Below are 22219 nucleotides of genomic sequence, written 5' to 3'. Positions count from 1 at the left end.
CGAGAAGCGGCCTTACCGCGACCCCGGCTCGCGGATCCGGCACAGCTACCACCTGACTCCGGCCGGCGCCGATCTGCGCGTGGCCGTTGCGGGTCAGGCCGGGGCGGACGACGTCACGCTCAGCCGTTCGAGGTCGAGGTCCGCGGGCACGACCGGGCTGACCGTGACGGGGACGCCGTTGAACACCGCGTTCCCGGACGGGACGTCGACCACCGACTCGTCCGTCAGGGCGTTGGCGTTGACCCCCGCCTGCGCCGCCGCGACTCGCTGCGGGGTCCCCGCGTGTCCCCACCCGTGGGGCAGGCTCACCACACCCGGCATGATCGTGTCGGTGGGCTCGACCGGCACGACGAGCTCCCCGCTTGCCGACCGTACGATCGCCTGCTCGCCGAGCCCGAGCCGCGTGACGTCGTCCGGGTGCATCTGCAGGGTGCACCGGTTGGTCCCGCCGGCCAGCGTGGGCACGTTGTGCAGCCAGCTGTTGAGGGAGCGCAGCTGGCGCCGCCCGATCAGCACCATCTCCGGGGCCGGCGCGGTCACCCGTTCGCGCAGCCGTGCCGCCTCCTCCACCAGCCTCGGCGGGGCGAGCTCCACCTTGCCCGAGGCCGTGCACAGCAGCTCCGCCAGGCGGGGCGACAGCGCGCCGAGGTCGATGCCGTGCGGGTTCTCCAGCAGGTCGGCCAGCGACAGCCCGTAGGAGCCGAGCTTGAGGAAGGCGTCCAGCATCAGTTCGGGGCCGCTCGCGCCCTCCAGCGAGGCGCGCACCTCCGCCACGTCCATGCCCTCGAACGGCGAGCCCGGCGCCTGCGTGGCCCCGCCGAGCACCTGCGCGAGCATCATCTCGTCGAACGCCGCCGGGTCGGCGCCGGCTCCCTGCCCCGAGGCGATCAACGCCAGGCGTGCCATGATCTCGGCTTCGGAGAGCTGTCCCGGCTCCAGCGGGTGGATCGGCGGGGAGAACCGGGTGTAGTTGCGCACCGTGACCGTCAGCAGCAGGAAGTCGTAGTGCGGCATCTGCAGGATGCGCGGCGGCGGCAGGATCACGTGCGCGTGCCGGGTGGTCTCGTTCAGGTAGGGATCCACGCAGACCATGAAGTCCAGGTCCTGGAGGGCGCGCTCCAGCCGCGGCCCGCCGGGTGCCGAGAGCACCGGGTTGCCCGCCACCGCCACCAGCGCCCTGACCTGCCCCTCGCCCGGGGTCTCGATCTCGTCCGCCAGGGTGGCCACCGGCAGCTCGCCGAGGGATTCCGGCAGCCCGCGTACACGGCTGTGCCAGTGGCCCGTCGAGTAGGGCTCGGTCGGGCGGAGCAGGTCGACGGTGGCGGGCCTGGTGAACATGACCCCGCCGGGCCGGTCGAGGTTGCCGGTCAGCACGTTGATCACGTCGACCAGCCACTGCGCCGCGGTCCCGAACTCGACGGTACAGGCGCCGATGCGCGAGTAGACGGCGGCCGTGCGCGCCGCGGCCAGCTCACGTGCCAGCCGCATGATGTCCTCGGCGGGGACTCCGCACACCGGCGCGACGATGTGCGGGGCGAAGCCCTCCGCCAGCCGCCGGATCTCCTCCAGTCCCTCCGCCTCGACCCCGATCGTGGCCAGGTCCTCCGCGAGGAGGGTGTGGACGATGCCGAACAGCAGGAAGGCGTCCGTACCGGGCCGTACGAACAGGTGCTCGTCGGCGAGGGCGGCGGTACGGGTGCGGCGCGGGTCGACGACCACGAGCTTGCCCCCGCGCTTGCGCAGCGCCTTGAGGCGGCCGGGGAAGTCCGGCGCGGCGCAGAGCGAGCCGTTCGACTCCACCGGGTTGGCGCCGAGGATCAGCAGGTAGTCGGTGCGGTCCAGGTCGGGGACCGCGATCGCCATGGGGTTGCCATACATGTAGCCGCAGGCGACCTGCTTCGGCATCTGGTCGATCGTGCTGGCGGAGTAGATGTTGCGCGTGCCGAGTGTCTGGCCCAGCGCTCCCCGGTAGAGGATGCCGCCCATGGTGTGGAAGGTGGGGTTGCCGAGGTAGAGGGCGACGGCGTCACGGCCGTGGTCGTCGGTGACGCGCTTGAGCCCGCGCTCGACCGCTTCGAAGGCCTCGTCCCAGGTGACCTCGTGCCACTCGTCGTCCTCGCCGCGCACCATGGGGACGCTCAACCTGTCGGGATCCTCGTCCACATGGCCGAGGCTCGCGCCCTTCGGGCAGATGTACCCCTTGGAGAACGGGTCGTCCGGGTCACCCTTGACCGACGTGACGTGCCCGGCGTCGTCGAGAGTGAGCCGCAGGCCACAGACGGCATCGCAGAGGGGACAGGTCCGGTGCGCGGTTCTCATCGGCACTCCTGAGATCGTCGACTGGACTCATCATGAGTGGGCGCCGGAGACGAGGGAACCAGAAGCTCGCGCTATAGGGGTCGCTACGGGTCGGTGGCGGACGCCAAAGTATCCGCGTCTCTTTGTCACGTGCGTTCGTGACCAAATATCGGTTTCGTCCCGTACCGTGGGAGCCCGGGGGTTTCCTCCGCGATCTCGCGGGCAGTGCGGTCTGGTTCGAGCTGGCCGATCAACCGTCCCGAAAGGGAAGCAGGTAGCCATAACCTGGGCGTACTCAGGCGAGGGCTTCCGTCCCGGCCGATCATGACGGGTTTGAAGCACGGGAAGAAGGTCCTGATGACGAACGAGGTCACCGAAGGCAAGACCATAGCGCGCGAGCTGGCTGCACGGTTGCCCGGTTGGGCGGTCTGGTATGGCCAGCACACCCGGCGCTTCTGGGCGATGCCCCGGACCGCCGTGCCGGGCGGTGTTCAGCTCGCCGAGGGGGAGACGGCCGAAGAGCTTGAGGAAGCCGTACGGCGCATCGCGAGCGGGGCCCCGCGGCAGGCAGCGCAGGCGCAGGAGTCGCCCCGCCACGACCAGGCCCAGATGGATCCCCAGTACCCCCGTGAGGCCGTGGGAGCCCGGGGCTGATCCTGGTCACGGCATGGCGGCCGGCCTGGTCCTTCCCGGGCTTGGCCGCAGCTTCTAAGTCCATTTGATGGCAGAAATCGTCATATCTGTGTCATTGCCGCCAACAATCGGTTTCGACACCATGGACCCATGGCAGCACGTCGCGCCTACACCGCGGAACGGGTCGTGTCCCAGGGGATCGTCAGGCGTACCCGGCTCCGGCCGCATCGGCCGATGGAGACGCCGTGCCTCCTCCATGAGGTGGGTGGCGGCAGCCGAAAGGAGTGTCCCGTCGGCCGCGGCCGGTGGTCGGCTCAGCGGCACTGGGCGAGCATCGCCGCCTTGTCGGCCCTGGTGACCGGCAGGTCGTACTTCACGACGACCTGTGCGAAGCGGGCCACGTAGGCGCAGCGGACCCTCCGTACCGGGGGCAGCCAGGACGCCGGCCCCGCACCGCCCTTGGCCTCGTTGACGGGACCGTAGACCGGCATCAGGTTGAGCGGGTCGTTGGCGATGCGCACGCGCTTGGCCTTGCTCCACCGCGAGGCGCCCATCTGCCACTCGTAGGACAGTGGCACCACGTGGTCGACCTGCACACGGTCCGCGTCGCCCTTGCGCCAGCGGATCGTCTTGCCTGTGTACGGATCCTCCAGGGTCATCGCGACCACGACGCAGTTCGACCCTCTGCGATATCTCAGATCCTCGCCGTCCCGGGCCAGCAGGTCGTCCCGCGTACGGCAGCCGTTGCGCGCGTAGGGGGTGTTCCTGGCGGAGTCCGCCCAGTTCTCGCCGAACCGGGACCGGGTGTAGCCCCATGCGGAGCCACGGCTCCCGACCCGCACCTTCTTGATCAGCTTGACGGCCGCCACCCTGTCCCTGTGCGAGGTGATGGAGACCAGACCGGGCTTCGTCCCGTCTGGGTTCTCCAGGGGGCTGGCTCTCTGGACGACCTGCGTAGGGCTGTGAGTGTTGCCACGGGCGGCCAGGGAGACGATCAACATGGCTCCCACCACCGCGGCAACCGTCCCGCGCGTGCTCAGCGCCGCCTCCCGGGCATGTACGGGTGATGACTCGGTTTATCAATCCCCATAAATCTCTTGATTGACACTGCCACAGGCGGGCGTGTCCCGATGCGGAAAGGGGAGAGCTCAGCACCCGGGAGCCCGGGACCGCGCCTGTAGGGTGCTGAGACGTGACGGAGACGGTGGAGCGGCTCGCGGCCCGGCTGAGAGACTTCGCTCGCGAGCGAGACTGGGAGCAGTTCCACACGCCGAAGAACCTGGCGATGGCACTGGCGGGCGAGGTGGGCGAGCTGGTCGCCGAGTTCCAGTGGCTCACGCCCGGCGAGTCGGCGAGCCTGGACGACGAGACGCTCGCCCGTGTCCGGTCCGAACTCGCCGACGTGACGAACTACCTGGTCCGTCTCGCCGACGTGCTCGGCGTGGACGTGCTGGCGGCCGCGAACGCCAAGCTGGACGAGAACGGGCGCCGCTACGACGCCGACCTCTACCGGGGCTCGGCCAGGAAGGCTCCCCCGCTGCCTCCGTGAGGTCCGGCGCGGTAGGGCATGTGCTCGCGCGACTCGACCCCGCCCGCGACCACGACCGGCGCGTCGGCCAACGTGACACATTGACGCCGGGATCAGCCCGGGACTCGGCGCTCGGACCTGGCGAAGTGCTCCACGATCGCCCTGCAGAAGGCCGGCAGGTCGGCGGGCGAACGGCTGGTCATGAACGAGCCGTCGGTCACGACCTCCTCGTCGACGACCTCCGCCCCGGCGTTGCGAAGATCCGTGCGGATACTCGGCCAGGAGGTGAGCCGCCGCCCTCGCACCGCGTCGGCCTCCACCAGCGTCCACGGACCGTGGCAGATCGCCGCAATGGGCTTGCCCGACGCCACGAAGGATTTGACGAAGTTGACGGCGTCCCGGTTCATGCGGAGCTGGTCGGGGTTCATGGTCCCGCCGGGCAGGAGCAGAGCGTCGTAGTCGTCGGCCGAGGCATCGGAGACCAGCCGGTCGACGGGGAACGTCCCCGCGGCGTTCAGGTCCCACTGGCGGGCCTGGATCTCACCCGGGTGTATCGACAGAAGTTCGGTGCGAGCGCCCGCCCCGTAGAGCGCTCCTCGCGGCTGTTCCAGCTCTACTCGCTCGACGCCGTCCGTCGCCAGGATGGCGATCTTCCGGCCTTGAAGTTCCTGAGCCATGCGATTCCTCCTCCGGTGGGTTGGCGTCCACGCCGCGGCGGTGTCCTGCTACCGCACCCCGTTGGCGGCGGGAAGCGGGCGGCCCGCTTCCCCTTCGACGCCGTCTGGAATCACCTCTCATGCTAGCCCCGGCCTTTGTCAATCTTGGACCTGACCAGCGGCAAGACACCCCGTCACCGGCGGCGGGCCTCAGAGGGAGACGAAGGTCAGCCCTCGGTGCTTCAGGCGGGGGATCACCGTGCGCAGGGCCTTGAGGGTCTCCGAACGGTCGCCGCCGCCGTCGTGGCACAACAGGATGGCGCCCGGCCGGCACGCCAGCATGCTCTCGGCGATGCGGCGGGTGCCGGGACGGGACCAGTCGCGCGGATCGACATCCCAGTCGATGGGGATCAGGTCGTGGTCGTCGGCCGTGTGGACCACCCGGCGCGACCATGAGCCGCCGGGTGACCGGAAGAACCTGGCGGCCACGCCGGTCGCGTCGGCGATGCGCTCCTGCGCCTCCACGATCTCTGTGAGGATCCGCTTGGCGGGCAGCCGGTTGAAGGGGATCGGATGGTGCATCGTGTGGTTGCACAGCTGGTGACCGGCCTGCACGATGCGCTCGGCCAGCCGGGGGAACCGCTGCACATGCACGCCGATCACGGAGAACGTCGCCCGCACCTCGTGCTCCGCGAGAAGGTCGAGCATCTTCGGCGTCCACTCGGGATGCGGGCCGTCGTCGATGGTGAGCGCGATGGCGTTCCCCGGAGCGGCGGGAGCCAGGTCGCGCAGGCTCTGCACGGGCTGGTGCTTGGCCTTCAGCGGAGCCGTGGCCCGCGGAGCCGTGGCCCGCGGGGCCGGCGGTTCGGCGACAGGTGGACGGACCACCGTACGGGCCCGGGCCACCGGTGTGCCGACCGGCGCCCGCAAGGAGCGGACGGTGTCACCCGCCACCAAGGACGCGAGCGTCAAAGCCCCCAGAGCCCACAGCGCCCGGCGGCGGCCAGCCTCGCTTTCCTCCACGATCCTACGGTACCCATCGGTCTCGCCTGTTTGAGGGACCGACAGGGGGCGATGAGGGTAACCATCCGGAATCAGCGGAAGAACCCGTCATGGCAGCCACGTCACCCGGCCACGCAGCATTCCGTACCCGACGAAGGCGACGGCGTCGATCAGCGTGTGTGCGACGACCAGCGGCATCGCGCGGCCCCACCGCTGGTAGAGGCGCCCGAACAGCAGGCCCATCACCACGTTGCCGATGAAACCGCCGAAACCCTGGTACAGGTGGTAGGAACCACGGAGCTGCGCCGACATGACCACCGCCCGCCACGGCGTCCAGCCCAGCTGGCCCAGCCGGTGCAGGAGATAGCCGCTGACGATCACCTCTTCCAGCACGCCGTTCTGCAAGGCGGACAGGAGCAGGACGGGAACCCGCCACCACGTGTCGGGAAGCCGGTCGGGAACGACGTCGAGGTTGACGCCCGCCTGGAAAGCCGCGAGATAGAAGGCCAGCCCGGTGCCCCCCACCACGGCTGCGAGCAGCGCCCCTCGCAGCAGGTCAGGCCCCGGCCGGCGCACATCGACACCGATGGTGCGCATCGACTCGCCGGATCTGGCGAGGAGGTAGGCCACCAAGGCGACGGGCGCCACGCCGACCGCCAGATCGACCACCTGATACGTGAGATCGAGCCAGGGCCGCCCGGGCGACATCGAGCCGACGAGAACCGCGTGCTGACCACTCAGCGCCTTGGGAGCGGTCAGCGAGCCAACAAGAGAGACGAGCGACCGCAGGGCACTCGCCCCGAGGGACACGGCGAAGACGACGATGATCTCGGCGCTCATGAGCCGGGGGGTGAACGCCCGCGTGTCGACGGTGGGGAGGGGCCGGGAGTCACGCATGCCCCGCAGCGTAGACCCGCACCGTGGGAGCGGAACGCCGAGACCCCTTCCTGTGGACGACGTCTTCGATCAGCTTGCTATGGACGACATCTTTGGCATCTTTGGCATCTTTGGCTTCCTGCGGACGACATCTCTGATCGGCTCCCTGTGGACGACGTCTTCGATCGGCTTCCTGCGGACGACGTCTTCGATCGGCTGGGACCCCGCTGGCTGTGGTCTGCTGGGAGGGAACCACCCGAGTGGGAGCGTGGGACGGTGAGTCATGGTGGTTTCTGCTGGGTGGCATCGGTGCTGATCCGGCGCGGTGGTGACCGAGGCACGTCCGGGTGTTGATCTATCTGTGGAGGCCCTCCCGGCACCCGTTTGATCCGGGTACCCGGTTGACGCCCACCCGGGTCAAGGACCATCTACGACCAGGCACGTCGGGGTCACCGGCGAACGGGGGAAGCCAGGCCCACCGGTGGTCAGGCAGCCCGGGGTCGCCGGTGAAGAGGCAAGCCGGGGTCACCGGCGAAGAGGCAAGTCGCCGGTGGTTAGGCGGGCCGAGGTCGCCGGCGAAAGAGGCAAGCCGGGGTTGCCGGTGGTTAGGCAAACCGGGGTCGCCGGTGGACCAGGCATGCTGTGGACCTTCCTGGACGAGGGGGCTCTGGCGGGCTTTCTTAGGGTGAGGATCGATGTTTTGGCGCCTGGGGTGGGTGGCATCGGAGCATGGTCTGAGTGTTTGATCGAACAGCGAGAGGCCCTCCCGGCACCCATTTGATCGGGGTACCCGGGTGTCGCCCACCCCGGTTGGGATCAATCGCAGTCCCGGTCCGTGAGGGCGCAAATTTGCTTTGTCCCAAAGACGCAGTCCTTGTCCGTGACAGCGCGGGACTACTCCGCCCGCGAAGACTCGGCCTCCCCTTGCTCCGGAAGCCCCCCACTCCCGCCTCCAAATCGACCCCCACCCGGGTGGGCATCAACCGGGTACCCCGATCAAACGGGTGCCGGGAGGGCGTCCACCGATCGATCAACCACTCCAACCCTGCCCCGAAACCACCCCCACGAGCCATGGCACCAATCCCCATCCAGCACGCAGAACACCTCCACCTACGACAGCACAACCCTCCGCGACGGCACCGCTCCTCCCCCATGACCGCGCAGAACTTCTCCGACCCGAAAACACAGTCCCTGTCCATGACCGCGCAGGACTCCTCCACCCGTGAAACCAGGCCCCCCTTGCTCCGGAAGCCCCCCACTCCCGCCTCCAAATCGACCCCCACCCGGGTGGGCATCAACCGGGCACCCCAATCAAACGGGTGCCGGGAGGGCCAACACAGGTTGATCAACCACTCCAACCCCGCCCCGACCCCACCCACCCCGACGAGCCACCGCACCCACCCCCCAAGCCGGGTCCACCAGGCGTCATGCCTCCGACCAGACCGAATGATCTAGAGCGTGCAAGGAGCTTTCAAGTGGCTTGCAGGCAGGGTTGACCAAGATGGGAGCATGACGACGTACGGAATCATCGCGCCCAAGGGCAAGTTCACTCGGGTCAATGACGACCTGGCCATCGGGGCCACGGTCAGCGTCGTGGTTCCCGCCATGAACGAGGCGGAGAACCTGCCCCACGTGTTCGCCACCCTCCCGTACTGGGTGGACGAGGTTGTCCTGGTCGACGGCAACTCCACCGACGAGACGGTGTCCGTCGCCAGGTCGCTGCGCCCAGGACTGCGCGTCGTCACGCAGACCGGCCGGGGCAAGGGCAACGCGCTCTCGGAGGGCTTCGCCGCCGCGACCGGCGACATCATCGTCATGATCGACGCCGACGGCTCCACGGACGGGCGTGAGATCATCCGCTTCGTGTCCGCGCTGGTCGGCGGTGCGGACTTCGCCAAGGGCTCGCGTTTCTCCTCCGGCGCCGGCTCCGACGACATCAGCGTCACCCGCTCGCTGGGCAACACGGTGCTGACCACGCTGACCAACCTGCTGTACGGCACCCGCTACACCGACCTCTGCTACGGGTACAACGCGTTCTGGTCCCGTCACCTCGACGCTCTCGCCCTCGACTGCGACGGTTTCGAGGTCGAGACCCTGATGAACATCCGGGCCGCCCAGGCCGGCCTGATCATCCACGAGATCCCCAGCCACGAGCGCTGTCGCATTCACGGCACCAGCAACCTGCACGCCGTACGGGACGGCTGGCGCGTGCTCAAGACCATCCTGCGCGAGCGTGCCCGCCCGGTCGTCACCCGCAGGCGGCGTGCCCTCCCCCAGGTGTCCGAGCGCGCCGCCGCCTGAGCGACCGGCCCACCGGCCGGCCAGGCGTGCTCGCCCGATCTCGCGTACCGGCTCCTCGGCTCCCTGGCCGATGCCGAGGATGTCGTACAAGAGACACCACGGGCCTCCGCCGGCAGGCCGAGAGGTCTCATGAGGAGCAGGCCAGGCGGGCGCCGCCCCAGTCACCGTGGTCGGCTCCGATGCCGTCGCCTCCGTCGGTGACCTTCAACTCCAGCAGCTCGCCACCCGTGACGTTCACCGACAGCGACTGCGCGCCCCCGGCGCCGGTGAGCACTCCCGTCGAGGCGCGTCTCTCCCCGTCGACCCACACCTCGAAGGCGACGGAGCCGCTCGCGCCCATCTCGTCGTCGACGCCCACGTCCGCGCGGAACGACGTGCACCGGCTACCGAGTCCGACGGCCACCCGCGACGTCGCGTGCGCGCCGATGCCCTTCTCGTAGGTCGTGCCGCCGATGCTCAGCCTCCTGCCGTCACCGGCGGCCTGCTCGCCGTTGCTCTGGTCGCGTTCCACCGGTCCCCAGCCGTTCTCCGTCGCGGTGAACTCCAGGTCGCTGACCCACCGGTCGCCCGCCGGCAACGGCGCGCGCACCGATGTCACGGCCCGGACGCTGACCGGGTGGCCCGCCGAGGTCGCGGTGACCGTGGCGGTGAGGTCGTAGTCGCCGTAGTCCGTGTCCGCCGGCGGGGTGACGGAGAAGACCGCCTCGACCGGCGTGCCCTGGGCCACGGGACCGAGGTCGGCGGTGGCCGGGGTCACGGTCCAGCCCGGCGGCGCCGCCAGTACGGCCTTCGCGTCCCGCAGCCCGTCCGCGCAGCGGGCGGAGACGGTGACGGTCACCTGCTCGGGCCGACCGGGCTCGACGCTCCCGTCGCCGGTCACCGTCACGTCCGGCGGGCACGGCGCCGCCGCCTGCGAGTCGGGGACGCCACCCGCGCGGATCTCCTTGCCGGTGAGCGGCCGAAGGGTGAGCGTGTAGTCGTGGGCCCGCGTGGCCGGGACGCGGAACTCGTCGAGCACGGAGTTGGGCGTCTCGCCCATGCCCGTCTCGCCCACCGCCGCGTGCAGGGTGACCCAGCCGTCGTTGCGCACCAGCGGTAGCTGGAAGTCGTACTCGGCACGGTCGAGCTCGTCGTACGGCGTGACGCTGACGTCGAGGTCGCCGTCGGTGCGCCCGACGAGCAGCCCCGCGTCGCGGCCGTCGTTCATCGTCGCCCAGCGGGCGCCGGTGTGGTTGCCGTACGCCTGCGGGCGCGAGTACCGGACGTACTCCTTATCGACGTCGCTGCGCCAGACACCGGTGAAGGCGCCGCTGTGCCGGTCGTTGTACGTCTCGTGGGGACCGCGCCCGTACCAGGCGAGCTGCCGCATGGAGCCGGGCACCTGGAGCTGCACGCCCATGCGAGGCAGGTAGGGCAGGGCGCCCAGCCCCGAGCCGTGCGGCACGACCCGGTGCCGCAACGTGATCGTGCCCTGGGCGTCGACGCCGTAGGTCATGGTCTGCTCGAACGACAGCCGGTCGGCGGTTCCCTGACCGGCGACCGTGCTGCGGACCTCGACGACCACGGCACCGCCAGAGGTGGAGGTCTCCACGCCGGTCACCTCGGTGCGCAGGCGGTCGAGGCCAAGCCGGTGCCAGATCACACGGTCGGCGGTGCCCCAGTCGTAGGTCTCGTTGCTGGTGGGCGGGCGGTAGGCGTCCAGCCGGGGACCGGCGTGCAGCAGCTTGCGCCCGCCGGAGTCCATCGACGTGAGCGTTCCGGCCTTGGTGTCGAACCGGTAGGTCCATCCCTTGCCCGACACGACGACGACGTCACCGTCGCGACGCGAGCTCGGGGCCGCGTCGTCGCCGGCCGGCGGCAGGACGCCGGGTACGACCCGCCCTCCGACGGCGAACTGGTTCCAGCCGTAGCGCCAGCCCTTGGGCGCCCACGCCGACGGCTTGACGGGAAGCGCCTCGACCCTCAGCCACCGCTGGCGGTCCTGAGGGTTCGCGGGTGCGGCCCCGAGGTCCAGGTCCACGCTCTCGGACGGGCCGAGTCGCAGCTCACGGGTCCCCGATCGCAGCGTGCGCCCGGCCTCCTCCAGGGACCAGCGCACCTTCACCTCCAGCGCCCCGGCCGGCTGCTCGTTGGTCACCCGCACCCTGCCGGTCGCCGGATCGGCGGAGGTGAAGCGTACGGGGGCGTGCGCCCAGGCCATCTCGACCGTCTCCGGCTGCAGGTAGCGGTCCGAGCCGACCAGCCCGTCCGTCCCGGACAGGCTCAGCCCGAGGCTGAGGAAGTCACCGCGCCGCTCGAAGCGGTCGAAGTCCAGCGCCAGCACCGCCTCGCGCGCGGGGTCGGCGCCGGCCGCCAGCGTGTCGGCGGGCAATGCGGTCGCGTACACCCGCACGTCGTCGACCACGCCGCGGCCGAGGCGGCCACCCCCGTAGTTGTCCTGCTGGGTCTCGGCGTTGCGCCCGATGTTCACCTCGTAGAGGCCGGGATCCAGCGCGCCGGACCGCGCCGCGGTGGCGACCTGCGAGCCGTCGATGAACAGCCGCAGCGCGGCGCCGTCGTAGACGCCGGTGACCCGGTGCCAGGAGCCGTACCAGTCGTCCGGAACGGGCGCGCCGGTCGCCGCCCAGCCGCCGTCCGCGGTGACGCCGAACTCCAGCGTCCGCTCGTCGCGCATCTGCAGCGCGTAGCCGCGCCCCTTGGTGACGATGGGGAAGCTGCCGGCCCACCGGCCCGGCTGGACCCAGGCGTCCAGGGTCACGGCGGTGCCGGTGATGTCCAGCCTGCGGTCCCTGAACACGTTGACGAAGTCGTCGAGGCTGGACAGGTCCACGGCCTGGCCGCGACGGCCCTGCGCGGTACCCGGCTTGCCCACGAGGAACGCCTGGACGTGGTTGCGGGAGGAGTCAGGGGTGAACACCAGCGGCTGGCGCAGGTTCGCCTCCGCCCAGTCCCAGATGAAGCCGCCCTGCAGCGCCGGGTAGCGGCGGATCAGATCCCAGAACCGGTCGAAGTTGCCGAGGCCGTTGCCCATCGCGTGGGCGTACTCGCCGAACACGACCGGGCGGTTCGTGGTCGTACCGATGGACTCCACGTAGCCCGGCGTCGGGTAGCGAGGGCCCCACACGTCCGCGTAGGGCGCGTCGCCGTTGGGGCTGTTGGACTGGTGGTAGAGCAGCCTGGTCGGCTCGTTGGCGTCGGCCCACGTCGCCATCGCGTAGTGCGCGGCGCCCAGGCCCGCCTCGTTGCCGGTGTCCCAGATGATGACGCTCGGGTGGTTCCTGTCGCGGGCCACCATCGCGCCGAACCGATCGGCGAAGGCGGCCTGCCATTCCGGCTTGTCGGCCAGGCACACGCGCGGGCACGACTCGTGGGCGTGGGTCTCGATGTCGACCTCGTCGGCGATCCACAGCCCCTGCCGGTCCGCCAGGTCGTACAAGTACGGGTCGGACGGGTAGTGCGACGTGCGGACGGCGTTGATGTGCAGGCTCTTCATCAACTCCACGTCGCGGCGCTGAGCGTCGCGCGTCAGGTGCCGGCCGGTGTCGGGGTCGGTCTCGGCCCTGTTGGTGCCCTTGATCAGGATCCGTGCCCCGTTGACGAGGATCTGCCGGTCGCGTACCTCGACCTCGCGGAAGCCGACCGCCTCCGCCGTGGTGTGCAGCACCTTGCCGTCCGGGCCGAGCAGTTCGAGCACCAGGGCGTACAGGTTGGGGGCGTCCGCGCTCCATTTCGCCGGGCCGGCCACCTGGGTGGTGAGCGTCGCACGCGCGGTCGCGCCGGTGACCTCGACCTGCTCGGAGACGGTGGTGACCTTCGTCCCTCGCGCGTCCATCAGCGTGCCGCGGACGGTGTAGCGGCCGGGCGCGTCGGCGGCGGCGCGCGCGAGGTCCACCCGCGCGGTCAGCGTCGCGTTCTCGTACCGGGCGTCCAGGTCGGTGGTGACGTAGGCGTCGCTCAGCCGCGTCTGCGGGGTGGCGTACAGCCAGACCTCGCGGAAGATCCCGCTGTAGCGCCACTGGTCGACGTCCTCCAGGTAGGAGCCCGAGCCCCAGCGGTGCACCTGGACGGCCACCCGGTTCGACCCCTCGCGCACCGCGTCGGTCACGTCGAACTCCGCAGGCGTGTACCCGCCCTGGTCGTACCCGATGTAGCGGCCGTTGATCCAGACGAAGTAGCCGCTGGTGACGCCTTCGAAGCGCAGGAACACCCGCTGGCCGGACCACGTCCTCGCCACGTCGAAATCGCGCACGTAGGCCCCGGTGGGGTTGACGTCACGGGGAATCTTGGGCGGGTCGTCCGGCCAGATCTCCTCCGGGATGTTCCGGAACATCGGGTGGTCGATGAAGTCCGACTGCCAAGTGTGCGGCACCGTGGCCTTCGGCCAGCGTGAGACGTCGAATCCGGCGGTGTGGAAGCCCTCGGGCACCTCCTCCGGCCGGTCGGCGATTTTGAGCCGCCAGTCGCCGTCGAGGGAGGCGATCCACGGGGAGCGCGCACTGTGCTGGGCGATGTCTCCGGCCGCGCCGCGCGCGTCGGCGTACGGGCGCAGCAGGGTGTGCGGCGGCTCCTGCCCCTCGCCCACCATCTGCGGATCTTCCAGGTACCGGTAGACGTCCTCGGCGGTGGCCGGACCGCCATCCGGGGGGACCGGCGCGGTGACCGTGCCCGAGGACCCGGCGAGGTCAGGGCTACCGGTGGCCGAAGCCGACGGCGCCACCAGGAAGAAGGACAGAAGCGCCAGGAGGGTGACGACACACCCGCCGGACTTCACCACAGGCCTGGACCGCTGGGACATCGTCACTCCCGGAGGACGCGATCGGACGTGCTCGCAGTTCGACTCAACAGCATCCCCGACATCACCTGACAGAGGTAGCAAATGCATAACATCGACACGTTTTTCGTACAAGCGCCAGCCATGCGGCTCCCCGGAGCCTGACACCGACGCCGCCCGCCGCGCCGCGGTCACGCTTGCCCCGAGACGGCGGTGTCGCACCGCAGGCGACCGCCCGACGATCTGGTGCTGGAAGGCGAGCCGACAGGATGGACTCGCACTGGACACCGCAACAAATTCGAACGCGTCTTCGAAGAGTTGCCCACGATGCGTGGGTTCGGTTGCGAGGGTCCCGAGAAGTTGATACTGCTTGCGCTAGCGAGCCCTTCCAGAAGGACTAAAGATCCTTTTGGTGGGGGGTGGATCGCGTGGCCAGATCGAGACGGCCCAGGCTGGTGCGGAGGCTGGAGGAGGCCTCCAACGTCGTCCGGGCCGCGACCGGCCTGCTCAGACAGACCTCCGGCCTGCTACGCCAGCTGGTGATGATGGTCGGCTGGCTGGTGCTTCTCGCCGGGTCCGTCCGGCTCCTCGTCGACCCGCCTTCCACCCTCTCTCCCGAACATTTCGTCGCCCCGGGCGCCGGAGCGGCCGCCGTCATCCAGGGCCTGATCAGGCTGCCCGCGGGCCGGTGGCGGCCGGAGCCTGCGTACCTGGTGGACATCGCGGACGCCGCGCGGACGCCCGAGGCGTAACCACCGCCACACGACCGCCCGAGGCGTGACCACCGCTGGGTCACGCCTCGTCCGCGGTCGCTCGCTCAGTCCAGGGTCACGGGCTCGTCCGGGCCAGGGGTCCAGGGCACGGTGGCGCCCACCCGGTCATGGATCTGGATCTTCCAGCGTCCTCGCTCAGGACCGATCAGAGCGGCCAGCCGCTCGACGACGCCGGGCCTGATCAGCTCCGCGGACAGGTACATCCCGTCACACAGGCCCAGATCCTTCCTCAGCGCCTTGCAGCGGTACTCATTGTCGGCACGCCCGGATCGCACCACCGGCGGGTCGGGGGGAAGGACCCAGACCTTGACGCTCCCCGGCCTCTCGAGCCGGCTAGAAGCCGGCGATCCGCCGGAGATGACGAATCCCCCCACGCCGCACGGGCCGGCGCTCATCCCGCTTCGGCCTTTTCGTCCTTCACGCTGGTCCACCACGACGAACGCCTTCGGATCGGCGCAGATTACCCAGAAGGAGGTGTAATGACTGAGCCGCTGGAAGGTGATCGTCGTCGCCACGCCCAGCCTGTCCGAACGATGTTCCTTGATCAGTGGCCTGGACCTGTCGGACCCGCTGAGCACAGGGGTCGGGTGAGGTCGCAAGGTGACCGTCGCCGCCATCGGCGGCACCTTGTCCACCGAGCCGATGCCGACCAGACGCGGCACGAGAAGCACCACGGCGGTCGCGAGGGCCGCCGCCAGCGTCACGCCCGCCGCGGCCCTGCGCCGCCTGAGCGCACGACCCCGCCGTACGATCTCCCGCACGTCGGGCGGACCGCCCTGGACACGCTCGGCGAGCGCCGCACGAAGGTCGTGTTCGGTGTAGCCCATCATTCCGCTCCCGTCGTCTGGAACAGCGAGCCGACGCGAAGGCGTTTCAGCGCCCGGCCGAGCTGGGTCTTCACCGTCGGCAGCGAGCATGTCTCCATCCTCAAGGCCTCACAGACACCTACTCCCTGGGAGGCCCCATCCGGATGACACCGTGCCGCGATACGTGGATCAGCGCCGGTCATGCCGAGTTCATGGCAGCGCGTGGGACAGATCGCGATAATGCGGGCGTGGCAGAGAAACGCCGGATCGGACTGTACACGCTTGCGCACAGGCTGGGCGAAGGCGGCATGGGAATCGTCTACCTCGCCCACGCTGCGAACGGAAGCCGGGTCGCGCTCAAAGTGATGCGGCCCGAGTTGGCCACACACGAGGATTTCCGCCGGAGATTCCGCAAGGAAGCGCAGGCGGCGCAGCGGGTGGCCCGATTCTGCACCGCTCCCGTGCTCGACGCCGAAATGGACGGCGAGGTGGCCTATCTGGTCACCGAGTACGTAGACGGGCCCGATCTGGGCTCCGTGATCGACGCCCAGGGGCCGATGGACGGCGCCAACCTCGAAGCTCTCGCTGTGGGGGTCGCGGCGGCGCTGACCGCCATCCATGGGGCGAACGTGGTCCACCGCGACCTCAAGCCGTCCAACATCCTGCTCAGTCCGGTCGGACCCCGCGTGATCGATTTCGGCATCGCCCAGCTGGCCGACACCCTCGCCACGAAGACCGACACGCTGATCGGCACACCTCAGTACATGGCCCCTGAGCACGCGAACAGAGACACCGTAGGTCAGGCGGCCGACGTGTTCGCCTGGGGCTCGGTGATCACCTACGCGGGCACCGGCCGCCCGCCGTTCGGCTCTGGAGCCGTGCCGGAGGTGCTCTACCGCGTGGCCAACCACGCGCCCAAGCTCGACGGCCTGGACGAGCGCCTGCGTCCCCTGGTGGAGCGAACGCTGGACAAGGACCCCGCTCGGCGGCCCACCGCCCAGCAACTCCTGGACCGGCTCGTGGGCGGCGAGAAGGTCGAGATCGCGGCGGCGACCCAGATCGTGAGCGAGATCTGGACCTCGACCACGCCGCAGGAGGCCCCGTCCTCCCCCGGCAGGCGCCGATGGGTGCCTCTCATCGCCGCCGCGACGGCACTCGTGGTGACCGCCGCGATCGTGCTGGCCATTCAGCGTCCCTGGTCCCCGAAGACGGACGGATCTTCGGCGTCGCAACTTCCCCCGCCGAAACAGGAGGCCGCTTGGAGGCTCAGGAAGGCGAACGAACTGATGGTCATTCGTCCCCCGGCCGCCGAAGGTAACAGTTTGGCCGACTGCGTGACCGCTCCGTCGACGTTCGTCGACCTGGACGACATGACCGTCACCACCGACCTCATCCATGGCAGCTACCTCGCCAGCGGCCAGACCTTCGAGTACATGAACTGCGGCAAGGACGGCACCGCCCCCGGCAGCGGCCTGAAGCTGCTCGACAATCAAGGAACCATGGGCTTGGCCGACAGACAGGATGTCACGCCCACGGAATGCCGGAACACCGCCCGCGAAGCCGATATCCCCAACCCGATCTCCATCAGGCGGATCCAGGATGACTCCGTCCTGAAAAGCGGCACGGGCATCTGCGTCGAGACCAGCAAGAAGAACGTGGTCCTCCTCTGGATCGTCCGAGTGGACAAGCATCCGGACAACCACAACCTGCGAACCTACGTCACCGCAGCCACCCAGTGGACCCCGAAGAGCTCCTGACCTGGAGATAGCGCGCCGCGGGTACTGCCCGGCGGCCTTGCGCGCGGTCACTCACCTTCTCCCTTTCCACGGATTGCCTGTGCCTTGGTCGAACCCCGGCGGACTAGGCGGGGCGGGGGACGGCGGCCCAGCTGGGGAGGGTGAACCAGCGGGGGACGGCGCGGCGCAGCGCTTCGGGGCCCTGGACCTCGACCGCGCGGGCGCGCACCGCCTCCGACCAGCTCAGGTCGCCGCGCCAGACCTCGACCATGCTGCGTAGGCCGCCGGTCACCGTCACGTTCACGGCGTGGCCGGGGTCGGTGTCGCAGACGTCGACCTCGTCACGTGTGATCACGAGCCACCAGTGGCGGCTGGTGGGCGGCACGTCCGGGAAGAGGAACTCGATGACCGTACGCCCGGCGGGAACGGCGGTCTGGTCGACGTTGCGGTGCATGTCCCACAGCAGCAACTTGGGGTCGAGGTCCTCGTCGCCCAGCTCTCCGATCCAGCGGATGCCCCAGGCGGCGAGCGCCTCGACCACCGGTCGAAGCTCGTGGCCGGCCTGGGTCAGGACGTATCGCACGTCGTTGTCCTCGACGTGCCTCTCCACGATGCCGGCATGGGTGAGCTGCTGCAGCCGTCGGGACAGCAGCGTGGGGGACATGCGCGGCAGGCCGCGACGCAGCTCGTTGAAACGTTCGGTCCCGCACACCAACTCTCTGATGACGAGCAGCGTCCAGCGTTCGTCGAGCAGTTCAACGGCTTTGGCGACCGGGCAGAACTGGTGATACGAGGAGCCCATGCCCGAAGTCTAGATACGACCTCCATAAATGCCAGTGAATGCACAATCGGGTCACTGCCAGCGCTGGTACAGATCGTGTACTAGATGGCGAGCCCCTCCTTTCATAGCGTCGATCCCAATCCACCGCGGATGACGATGAGGGAGAGGGAGAAGCGAAATGAACGCACACAACGAGGCTGACCGCGCCCTGAAGGCCAAGCATCGCGACATGTGGGCGCTGGGTGACTACCCCGCGGTCGCCGCCGAGGTCATCCCCGATCTGGGCGCGATCCTGGTCGAGGCGTGCGGAGTGGGACGCGGCGACCGTGTGCTGGATGTGGCCGCCGGGTCCGGCAACGCCGCCATTCCCGCGGCCCTGGCGGGGGCGAGCGTGGTGGCCAGTGACCTGACCCCGGAACTGCTGGAAGCGGGCCGGGTCCTGGCCGCGAAGCGCGGTGCCGAGGTCGAGTGGCGGCCGGCCGACGCGGAGGCCCTGCCGTTCGCCGACGGAGAGTTCGACACGGTCCTGTCGTGCGTCGGGGTGATGTTCGCTCCCCACCACCAGGCCGCCGCGGACGAGCTGGTCAGGGTCTGCCGTCCGGGTGGCACGATCGGCACGCTGAGCTGGACGCCGGAGGGGTTCATCGGCCAGATGCTCGCGACGATGAAACCGTACGCCCCCGCACCTCCGCCCGGCGCGCAACCGCCTCCGCTGTGGGGCAGCGAGGACCACGTCCGCGCGCTGTTCAGGGACGCGGTCACCGATGTGGCGGCGCGCCGGCAGATGGTCACGATCGACCGGTTCGCCGACCCCAGCGCGTTCCGTGACTACTTCAAGGCCAACTACGGACCGACCGTCGCCGTCTACCGGGCGATCGCCGGCGACCCCGACCGGGTCGCCGCCCTGGACCACGCCCTCACCGAACTGGCCCGCCGCCACCTCAAGGACGAGGAGAAGGCGGTCATGGAATGGGAGTACCTCCTCCTCACCGCCCGCAAGCGAGCCTGAGTACCTCTTTTGCGGCTCCGCTGCCCCGCCGCACGCTGATGAGGCAGACGTCCATGTGTTCGCCATGGGCTATGGTCGGCCTCATGGTGGGTTCGCGGCGGGCCGCGGGTCGGTCCACTGCCGTGTCAGCGGTGGTGGGCCTGCTGCTGTCCGCCTTCCTGCTGATCGCTTCGGCTCCGGTCGAGTCCGGCGGCGACTCCGCCCAGCGGCACACCGGCGCCTCGGCTCCGCAAGCGTGGGTCGAGCAGTCGTCGACCGTGCCACCCGCCTTCACCAGAGCGCCGGACCCCCTGCCGAGCCGCTTCCTGCCCTTCTCCCTGCCGGTCCTTGATCTGGCGGGTACGCAGTCGCCGTTGCGGGTCGCCTGGTGCGATCCGGAAGCGCCGTTCACTCCGCAGCAGGCCGCCCTGCGACCTGCGGACTCGCGCGGTCCTCCCCTGGCTTAGCCCGGCTTTTGGGACATTTCCGCGCTGATCACGGGTGACGCCGTTCCAAGGCACACGACATCGATGCCGAAATGTCCTGACATGCGGTAGCGCATCATCGCGTCCGCTCCCATGACGCGCGATCGCGCCGACGCCTTTGACACGCCTCAAGCCGCCGACCAGAGCGGCTGAGCCGCCACGGCCGAAGCCAGTGCCTCCGGTCCACCCCACCCGCCAGTTCGCCGTGCGAGCTGGGCGCGGCCTTCCGTCTTGCGTATCAAAAGGACCCCCTCACCATGACGACCACTGGGAATGGCAGCCGGCTCACCCGCGCCGGCCGGGCCAGGGCGATGGTCGCCCTCGCCATCGTTGCCGTATCGGTGTACCTGACCGTTACCACGCCCATCCGCCTTGGCATCGACCTGCGAGGCGGCACGCAGATCGTGCTCGAAACCCGCGACTCTCCAACCGCCAAGGCCGACGCCGCGGCCACCGACCGCACCCTGGAGGTGCTACGCCGCCGGGTGGACGCGCTCGGGGTCGCGGAGCCCAGCCTCACCCGGTCGGGAGACAACCGGATCATCGTCGAGCTGCCCGGACTCCAGAACGCGCGCCAGGCCGCCGACGTCCTGGGCCGTACCGCCCAGCTCACCTTCCACCCCGTTCTCGGCATCGCCGAGCGCCCTTACCCCGGTCCGAGCAACGGCGGCGAACGCGTCCTCACCGACGTATCCGGGGAACTCCTGCGTCTGGGTCCGCCCGCGCTCACCGGAGGGGAGGTAGCGAACGCCGACGCCCGGACCAACCCGCAGGCCGGGCCGGGCTGGTTCGTCGCTCTCGACCTGCGCGGGAGCGGGGAGCAGGCATGGGCGCGGGTGACAGGCGCGGCGGCCTGCGCCGCTCCTGGTGACCCCGCCCGCCGCATCGCGATCGTCCTGGACGACAAGGTGGTCTCCTCACCACAGGTCGACCCCTCGATCGCGTGCCGTACCGGAATGCTGGGCGGGTCGGCCCAGATCACGGGCGGCTTCGGCCACGAAGAGGCACGCGATCTCGCCCTGCTCATCACCGGCGGCGCGCTGCCGGTGCCGGTCGAGACGGTCGAGCAGCGCTCCGTCGGCCCCAGCCTCGGCGCCCACGCCATAGCGGCAAGCGCGCAGGCCGCCATCATCGGTACCGCGCTGACCTGTGCGTTCATCGTGGCCGTTTACCGCCTGCTCGGGGGCATGGCCGCCCTGGCGCTGGCCTGTTACGGGCTCATCTCCTATGCCGCCATGCTCGCCCTCGGCGCCACGCTCACGCTGCCCGGACTGGCCGGTTTCGTGCTGGCGATCGGCATGGCCGTGGACGCGAACGTGCTGGTCTTCGAACGGGCCCGCGAGGAGTACGCGTCCCGGCACTCCAAGAGCCTGCGTACGGCACTGACCTCGGGCTTCCGGAAGGCGTTCAGCGCCATCGCCGACTCGAACATCACCACGCTTCTCGCCGCGGGACTGCTGTTCTTCTTCGCCTCCGGTTCGGTGCGGGGGTTCGGTGTCACGTTGTCCATCGGCGTGCTGGCCTCCATGCTCAGCGCCCTGGTCGTCACCCGCGTGCTCGCGGACTACGCCGTCGGCAGGCACGTGATCAGAGTGCGCCCCCGGCTCACCGGCATCGCGGACACGGGCAGGGTCCACAGATGGCTCACCAGGCGGAACCCGGCTCTGATGCGCCACCCGCGGCGCTGGCTGGCCGCGTCCGCCGTCGCCGTCGTCCTCGCCACCTCGGGGATCGCCGTACGCGGGCTGGACTTCGGGGTGGAGTTCACCGGTGGCCGCCTCATCGAGTACGCCACCAGCGCCCCCGTCGACCCCGACCGCGCTCGAACCGCCCTCGCCGACGCGGGTTTCCCCCGCGCGGTCGTGCAGTCCTCCGGGGACGGCAACCTGACGGTTCGTACGGACCGGCTGTCCAACGCCCAGGAGGCACAGATCACATCGGCCATCGGCAGGCTCGGGGGCTCCGCGGAAACGGTCCGCGACGAACTGATCGGGCCGAGCCTCGGCGACGAACTGCGCCGGGCCGCCTTGATCGCTCTGGGCGTGGCCCTCGCCGCCCAGATGGTCTACCTCGCGATCCGGTTCCGCTGGACCTTCGGGGTGGCCGCTGTCATCGCGATGGCCCATGACGTGCTCATCCTCGTCGGGACCTTCGCCTGGCTGGGTAAACCCGTCGACGGGGTGTTCCTGGCCGCCCTGCTGACCGTGATCGGCTACTCGGTGAACGACTCGGTGGTGGTCTTCGACCGGGTGCGCGAGCTGTTGCGGGCCGGCGGGCCTACGATCGCCTTCGCCCGCGTGGCGAACACCGCGATCCTGCAGACCCTTCCCCGCACCGTCAACACCGGCATGGGTGCGGTGTTCATCCTCGCCGCGCTGACCGTGCTCGGCGGGGAGTCGCTGACCGACTTCGCGCTCGCCCTGCTGATCGGCATCGTCGTCGGCACCTACTCCTCGATGTTCACCGCGGCTCCGCTGGCCATCGAACTGGAACCCGGTGATACATCCGGCGACGACCTTTCCCCTCGGGTTCAAGCGCCTCATCGATCACTCTCGACGGGGTAAAGGCTACGAAATACTGTATGA

General features: G+C 69.9%; 16 protein-coding genes. 8 read left to right on the top strand and 8 right to left on the bottom strand.

Annotated features, from left to right (window positions below):
• Window positions 1–93: 93 nt before the first annotated feature.
• Complete coding sequence (locus tag ABD810_RS04075) at window positions 94–2319, bottom strand: molybdopterin-dependent oxidoreductase (protein ID WP_344934348.1); 2226 nt, start codon at window positions 2317–2319, stop codon at window positions 94–96.
• A gap of 336 nt (window positions 2320–2655) precedes the next feature.
• Between ABD810_RS04075 and ABD810_RS04070 the strand changes: the two genes are divergently transcribed.
• Window positions 2656–2952 (top strand): hypothetical protein, encoded by a 297-nt coding sequence (locus ABD810_RS04070; RefSeq protein WP_344934347.1) that lies wholly within the window; start codon window positions 2656–2658, stop codon window positions 2950–2952.
• A gap of 293 nt (window positions 2953–3245) precedes the next feature.
• Here the strand turns inward: ABD810_RS04070 and ABD810_RS04065 are convergent, their stop codons facing one another.
• Window positions 3246–3932: an HNH endonuclease family protein gene (locus ABD810_RS04065; RefSeq protein WP_344934346.1), complete on the bottom strand. Its 687-nt coding sequence runs from the start codon at window positions 3930–3932 to the stop codon at window positions 3246–3248.
• Window positions 3933–4123: 191 nt separating this feature from the next.
• On the opposite strand from ABD810_RS04065, the gene ABD810_RS04060 reads away from it, so the two are divergent.
• Window positions 4124–4480 (top strand): nucleotide pyrophosphohydrolase, encoded by a 357-nt coding sequence (locus ABD810_RS04060; protein ID WP_344934345.1) that lies wholly within the window; start codon window positions 4124–4126, stop codon window positions 4478–4480.
• A 92-nt stretch (window positions 4481–4572) separates the two neighbouring features.
• Here ABD810_RS04060 and ABD810_RS04055 read toward each other — a convergent pair whose 3' ends face one another.
• The 3 genes from ABD810_RS04055 to ABD810_RS04045 form a co-directional block, all read right to left on the bottom strand.
• Entirely contained in the window at window positions 4573–5136 is a 564-nt protein-coding gene (locus tag ABD810_RS04055; RefSeq protein WP_344934343.1) for a type 1 glutamine amidotransferase domain-containing protein, read from the bottom strand.
• 189 nt (window positions 5137–5325) lie between these two features.
• The gene (locus ABD810_RS04050) at window positions 5326–6138 is read right to left on the bottom strand and encodes a polysaccharide deacetylase family protein (protein WP_344934341.1); all 813 of its coding nucleotides are present in this window, start codon (window positions 6136–6138) and stop codon (window positions 5326–5328) included.
• Window positions 6139–6225: 87 nt separating this feature from the next.
• Window positions 6226–7014, bottom strand: coding sequence for a CPBP family intramembrane glutamic endopeptidase (locus ABD810_RS04045; RefSeq protein ID WP_344934339.1), 789 nt, complete (start codon window positions 7012–7014; stop codon window positions 6226–6228).
• Window positions 7015–8502: 1488 nt separating this feature from the next.
• Here ABD810_RS04045 and ABD810_RS04040 point away from each other — a divergent pair.
• Window positions 8503–9294: a glycosyltransferase family 2 protein gene (locus ABD810_RS04040; RefSeq protein WP_344934336.1), complete on the top strand. Its 792-nt coding sequence runs from the start codon at window positions 8503–8505 to the stop codon at window positions 9292–9294.
• 127 nt (window positions 9295–9421) lie between these two features.
• Here the strand turns inward: ABD810_RS04040 and ABD810_RS04035 are convergent, their stop codons facing one another.
• A complete protein-coding gene (locus ABD810_RS04035) occupies window positions 9422–14089 on the bottom strand; it encodes a glycoside hydrolase family 2 TIM barrel-domain containing protein (protein WP_344934333.1) in 4668 nt (1555 codons plus the stop codon).
• Between the two features lie 404 nt (window positions 14090–14493).
• On the opposite strand from ABD810_RS04035, the gene ABD810_RS04030 reads away from it, so the two are divergent.
• Window positions 14494–14817, top strand: coding sequence for a hypothetical protein (locus ABD810_RS04030; RefSeq protein WP_344934330.1), 324 nt, complete (start codon window positions 14494–14496; stop codon window positions 14815–14817).
• 65 nt (window positions 14818–14882) lie between these two features.
• Here the strand turns inward: ABD810_RS04030 and ABD810_RS04025 are convergent, their stop codons facing one another.
• On the bottom strand, window positions 14883–15668 hold the full coding sequence (locus ABD810_RS04025) for a hypothetical protein (RefSeq protein WP_344934327.1): 786 nt from the start codon (window positions 15666–15668) through the stop codon (window positions 14883–14885).
• A 224-nt stretch (window positions 15669–15892) separates the two neighbouring features.
• Between ABD810_RS04025 and ABD810_RS04020 the strand changes: the two genes are divergently transcribed.
• Window positions 15893–17401, top strand: a complete 1509-nt coding sequence (locus ABD810_RS04020) for a serine/threonine-protein kinase (RefSeq protein WP_344934325.1) — start codon at window positions 15893–15895, stop codon at window positions 17399–17401.
• A 103-nt stretch (window positions 17402–17504) separates the two neighbouring features.
• Here the strand turns inward: ABD810_RS04020 and ABD810_RS04015 are convergent, their stop codons facing one another.
• Window positions 17505–18182 carry a winged helix-turn-helix transcriptional regulator gene (locus ABD810_RS04015; RefSeq protein WP_344934323.1) on the bottom strand — a complete coding sequence of 226 codons (678 nt, stop codon included), beginning with the start codon at window positions 18180–18182 and terminating at the stop codon, window positions 17505–17507.
• 157 nt (window positions 18183–18339) lie between these two features.
• On the opposite strand from ABD810_RS04015, the gene ABD810_RS04010 reads away from it, so the two are divergent.
• The 3 genes from ABD810_RS04010 (at window position 18340) to secD (ending at window position 22198) form a co-directional block, all read left to right on the top strand.
• The gene (locus ABD810_RS04010) at window positions 18340–19170 is read left to right on the top strand and encodes a class I SAM-dependent methyltransferase (RefSeq protein ID WP_344934321.1); all 831 of its coding nucleotides are present in this window, start codon (window positions 18340–18342) and stop codon (window positions 19168–19170) included.
• A 122-nt stretch (window positions 19171–19292) separates the two neighbouring features.
• Window positions 19293–19616, top strand: a complete 324-nt coding sequence (locus ABD810_RS04005; RefSeq protein WP_344934318.1) for a hypothetical protein — start codon at window positions 19293–19295, stop codon at window positions 19614–19616.
• 275 nt (window positions 19617–19891) lie between these two features.
• Window positions 19892–22198: a protein translocase subunit SecD gene (gene secD / locus ABD810_RS04000; RefSeq protein WP_344934316.1), complete on the top strand. Its 2307-nt coding sequence runs from the start codon at window positions 19892–19894 to the stop codon at window positions 22196–22198.
• Window positions 22199–22219 lie beyond the last annotated feature (21 nt).

Origin of the sequence: Sphaerisporangium flaviroseum (assembly GCF_039537005.1) — a bacterium.
GTDB classification, from domain to species: domain Bacteria; phylum Actinomycetota; class Actinomycetes; order Streptosporangiales; family Streptosporangiaceae; genus Sphaerisporangium; species Sphaerisporangium flaviroseum.
Note: the sequence above shows the minus strand (reverse complement) of the source record. Positions and strands in the feature narration are given on the sequence as shown.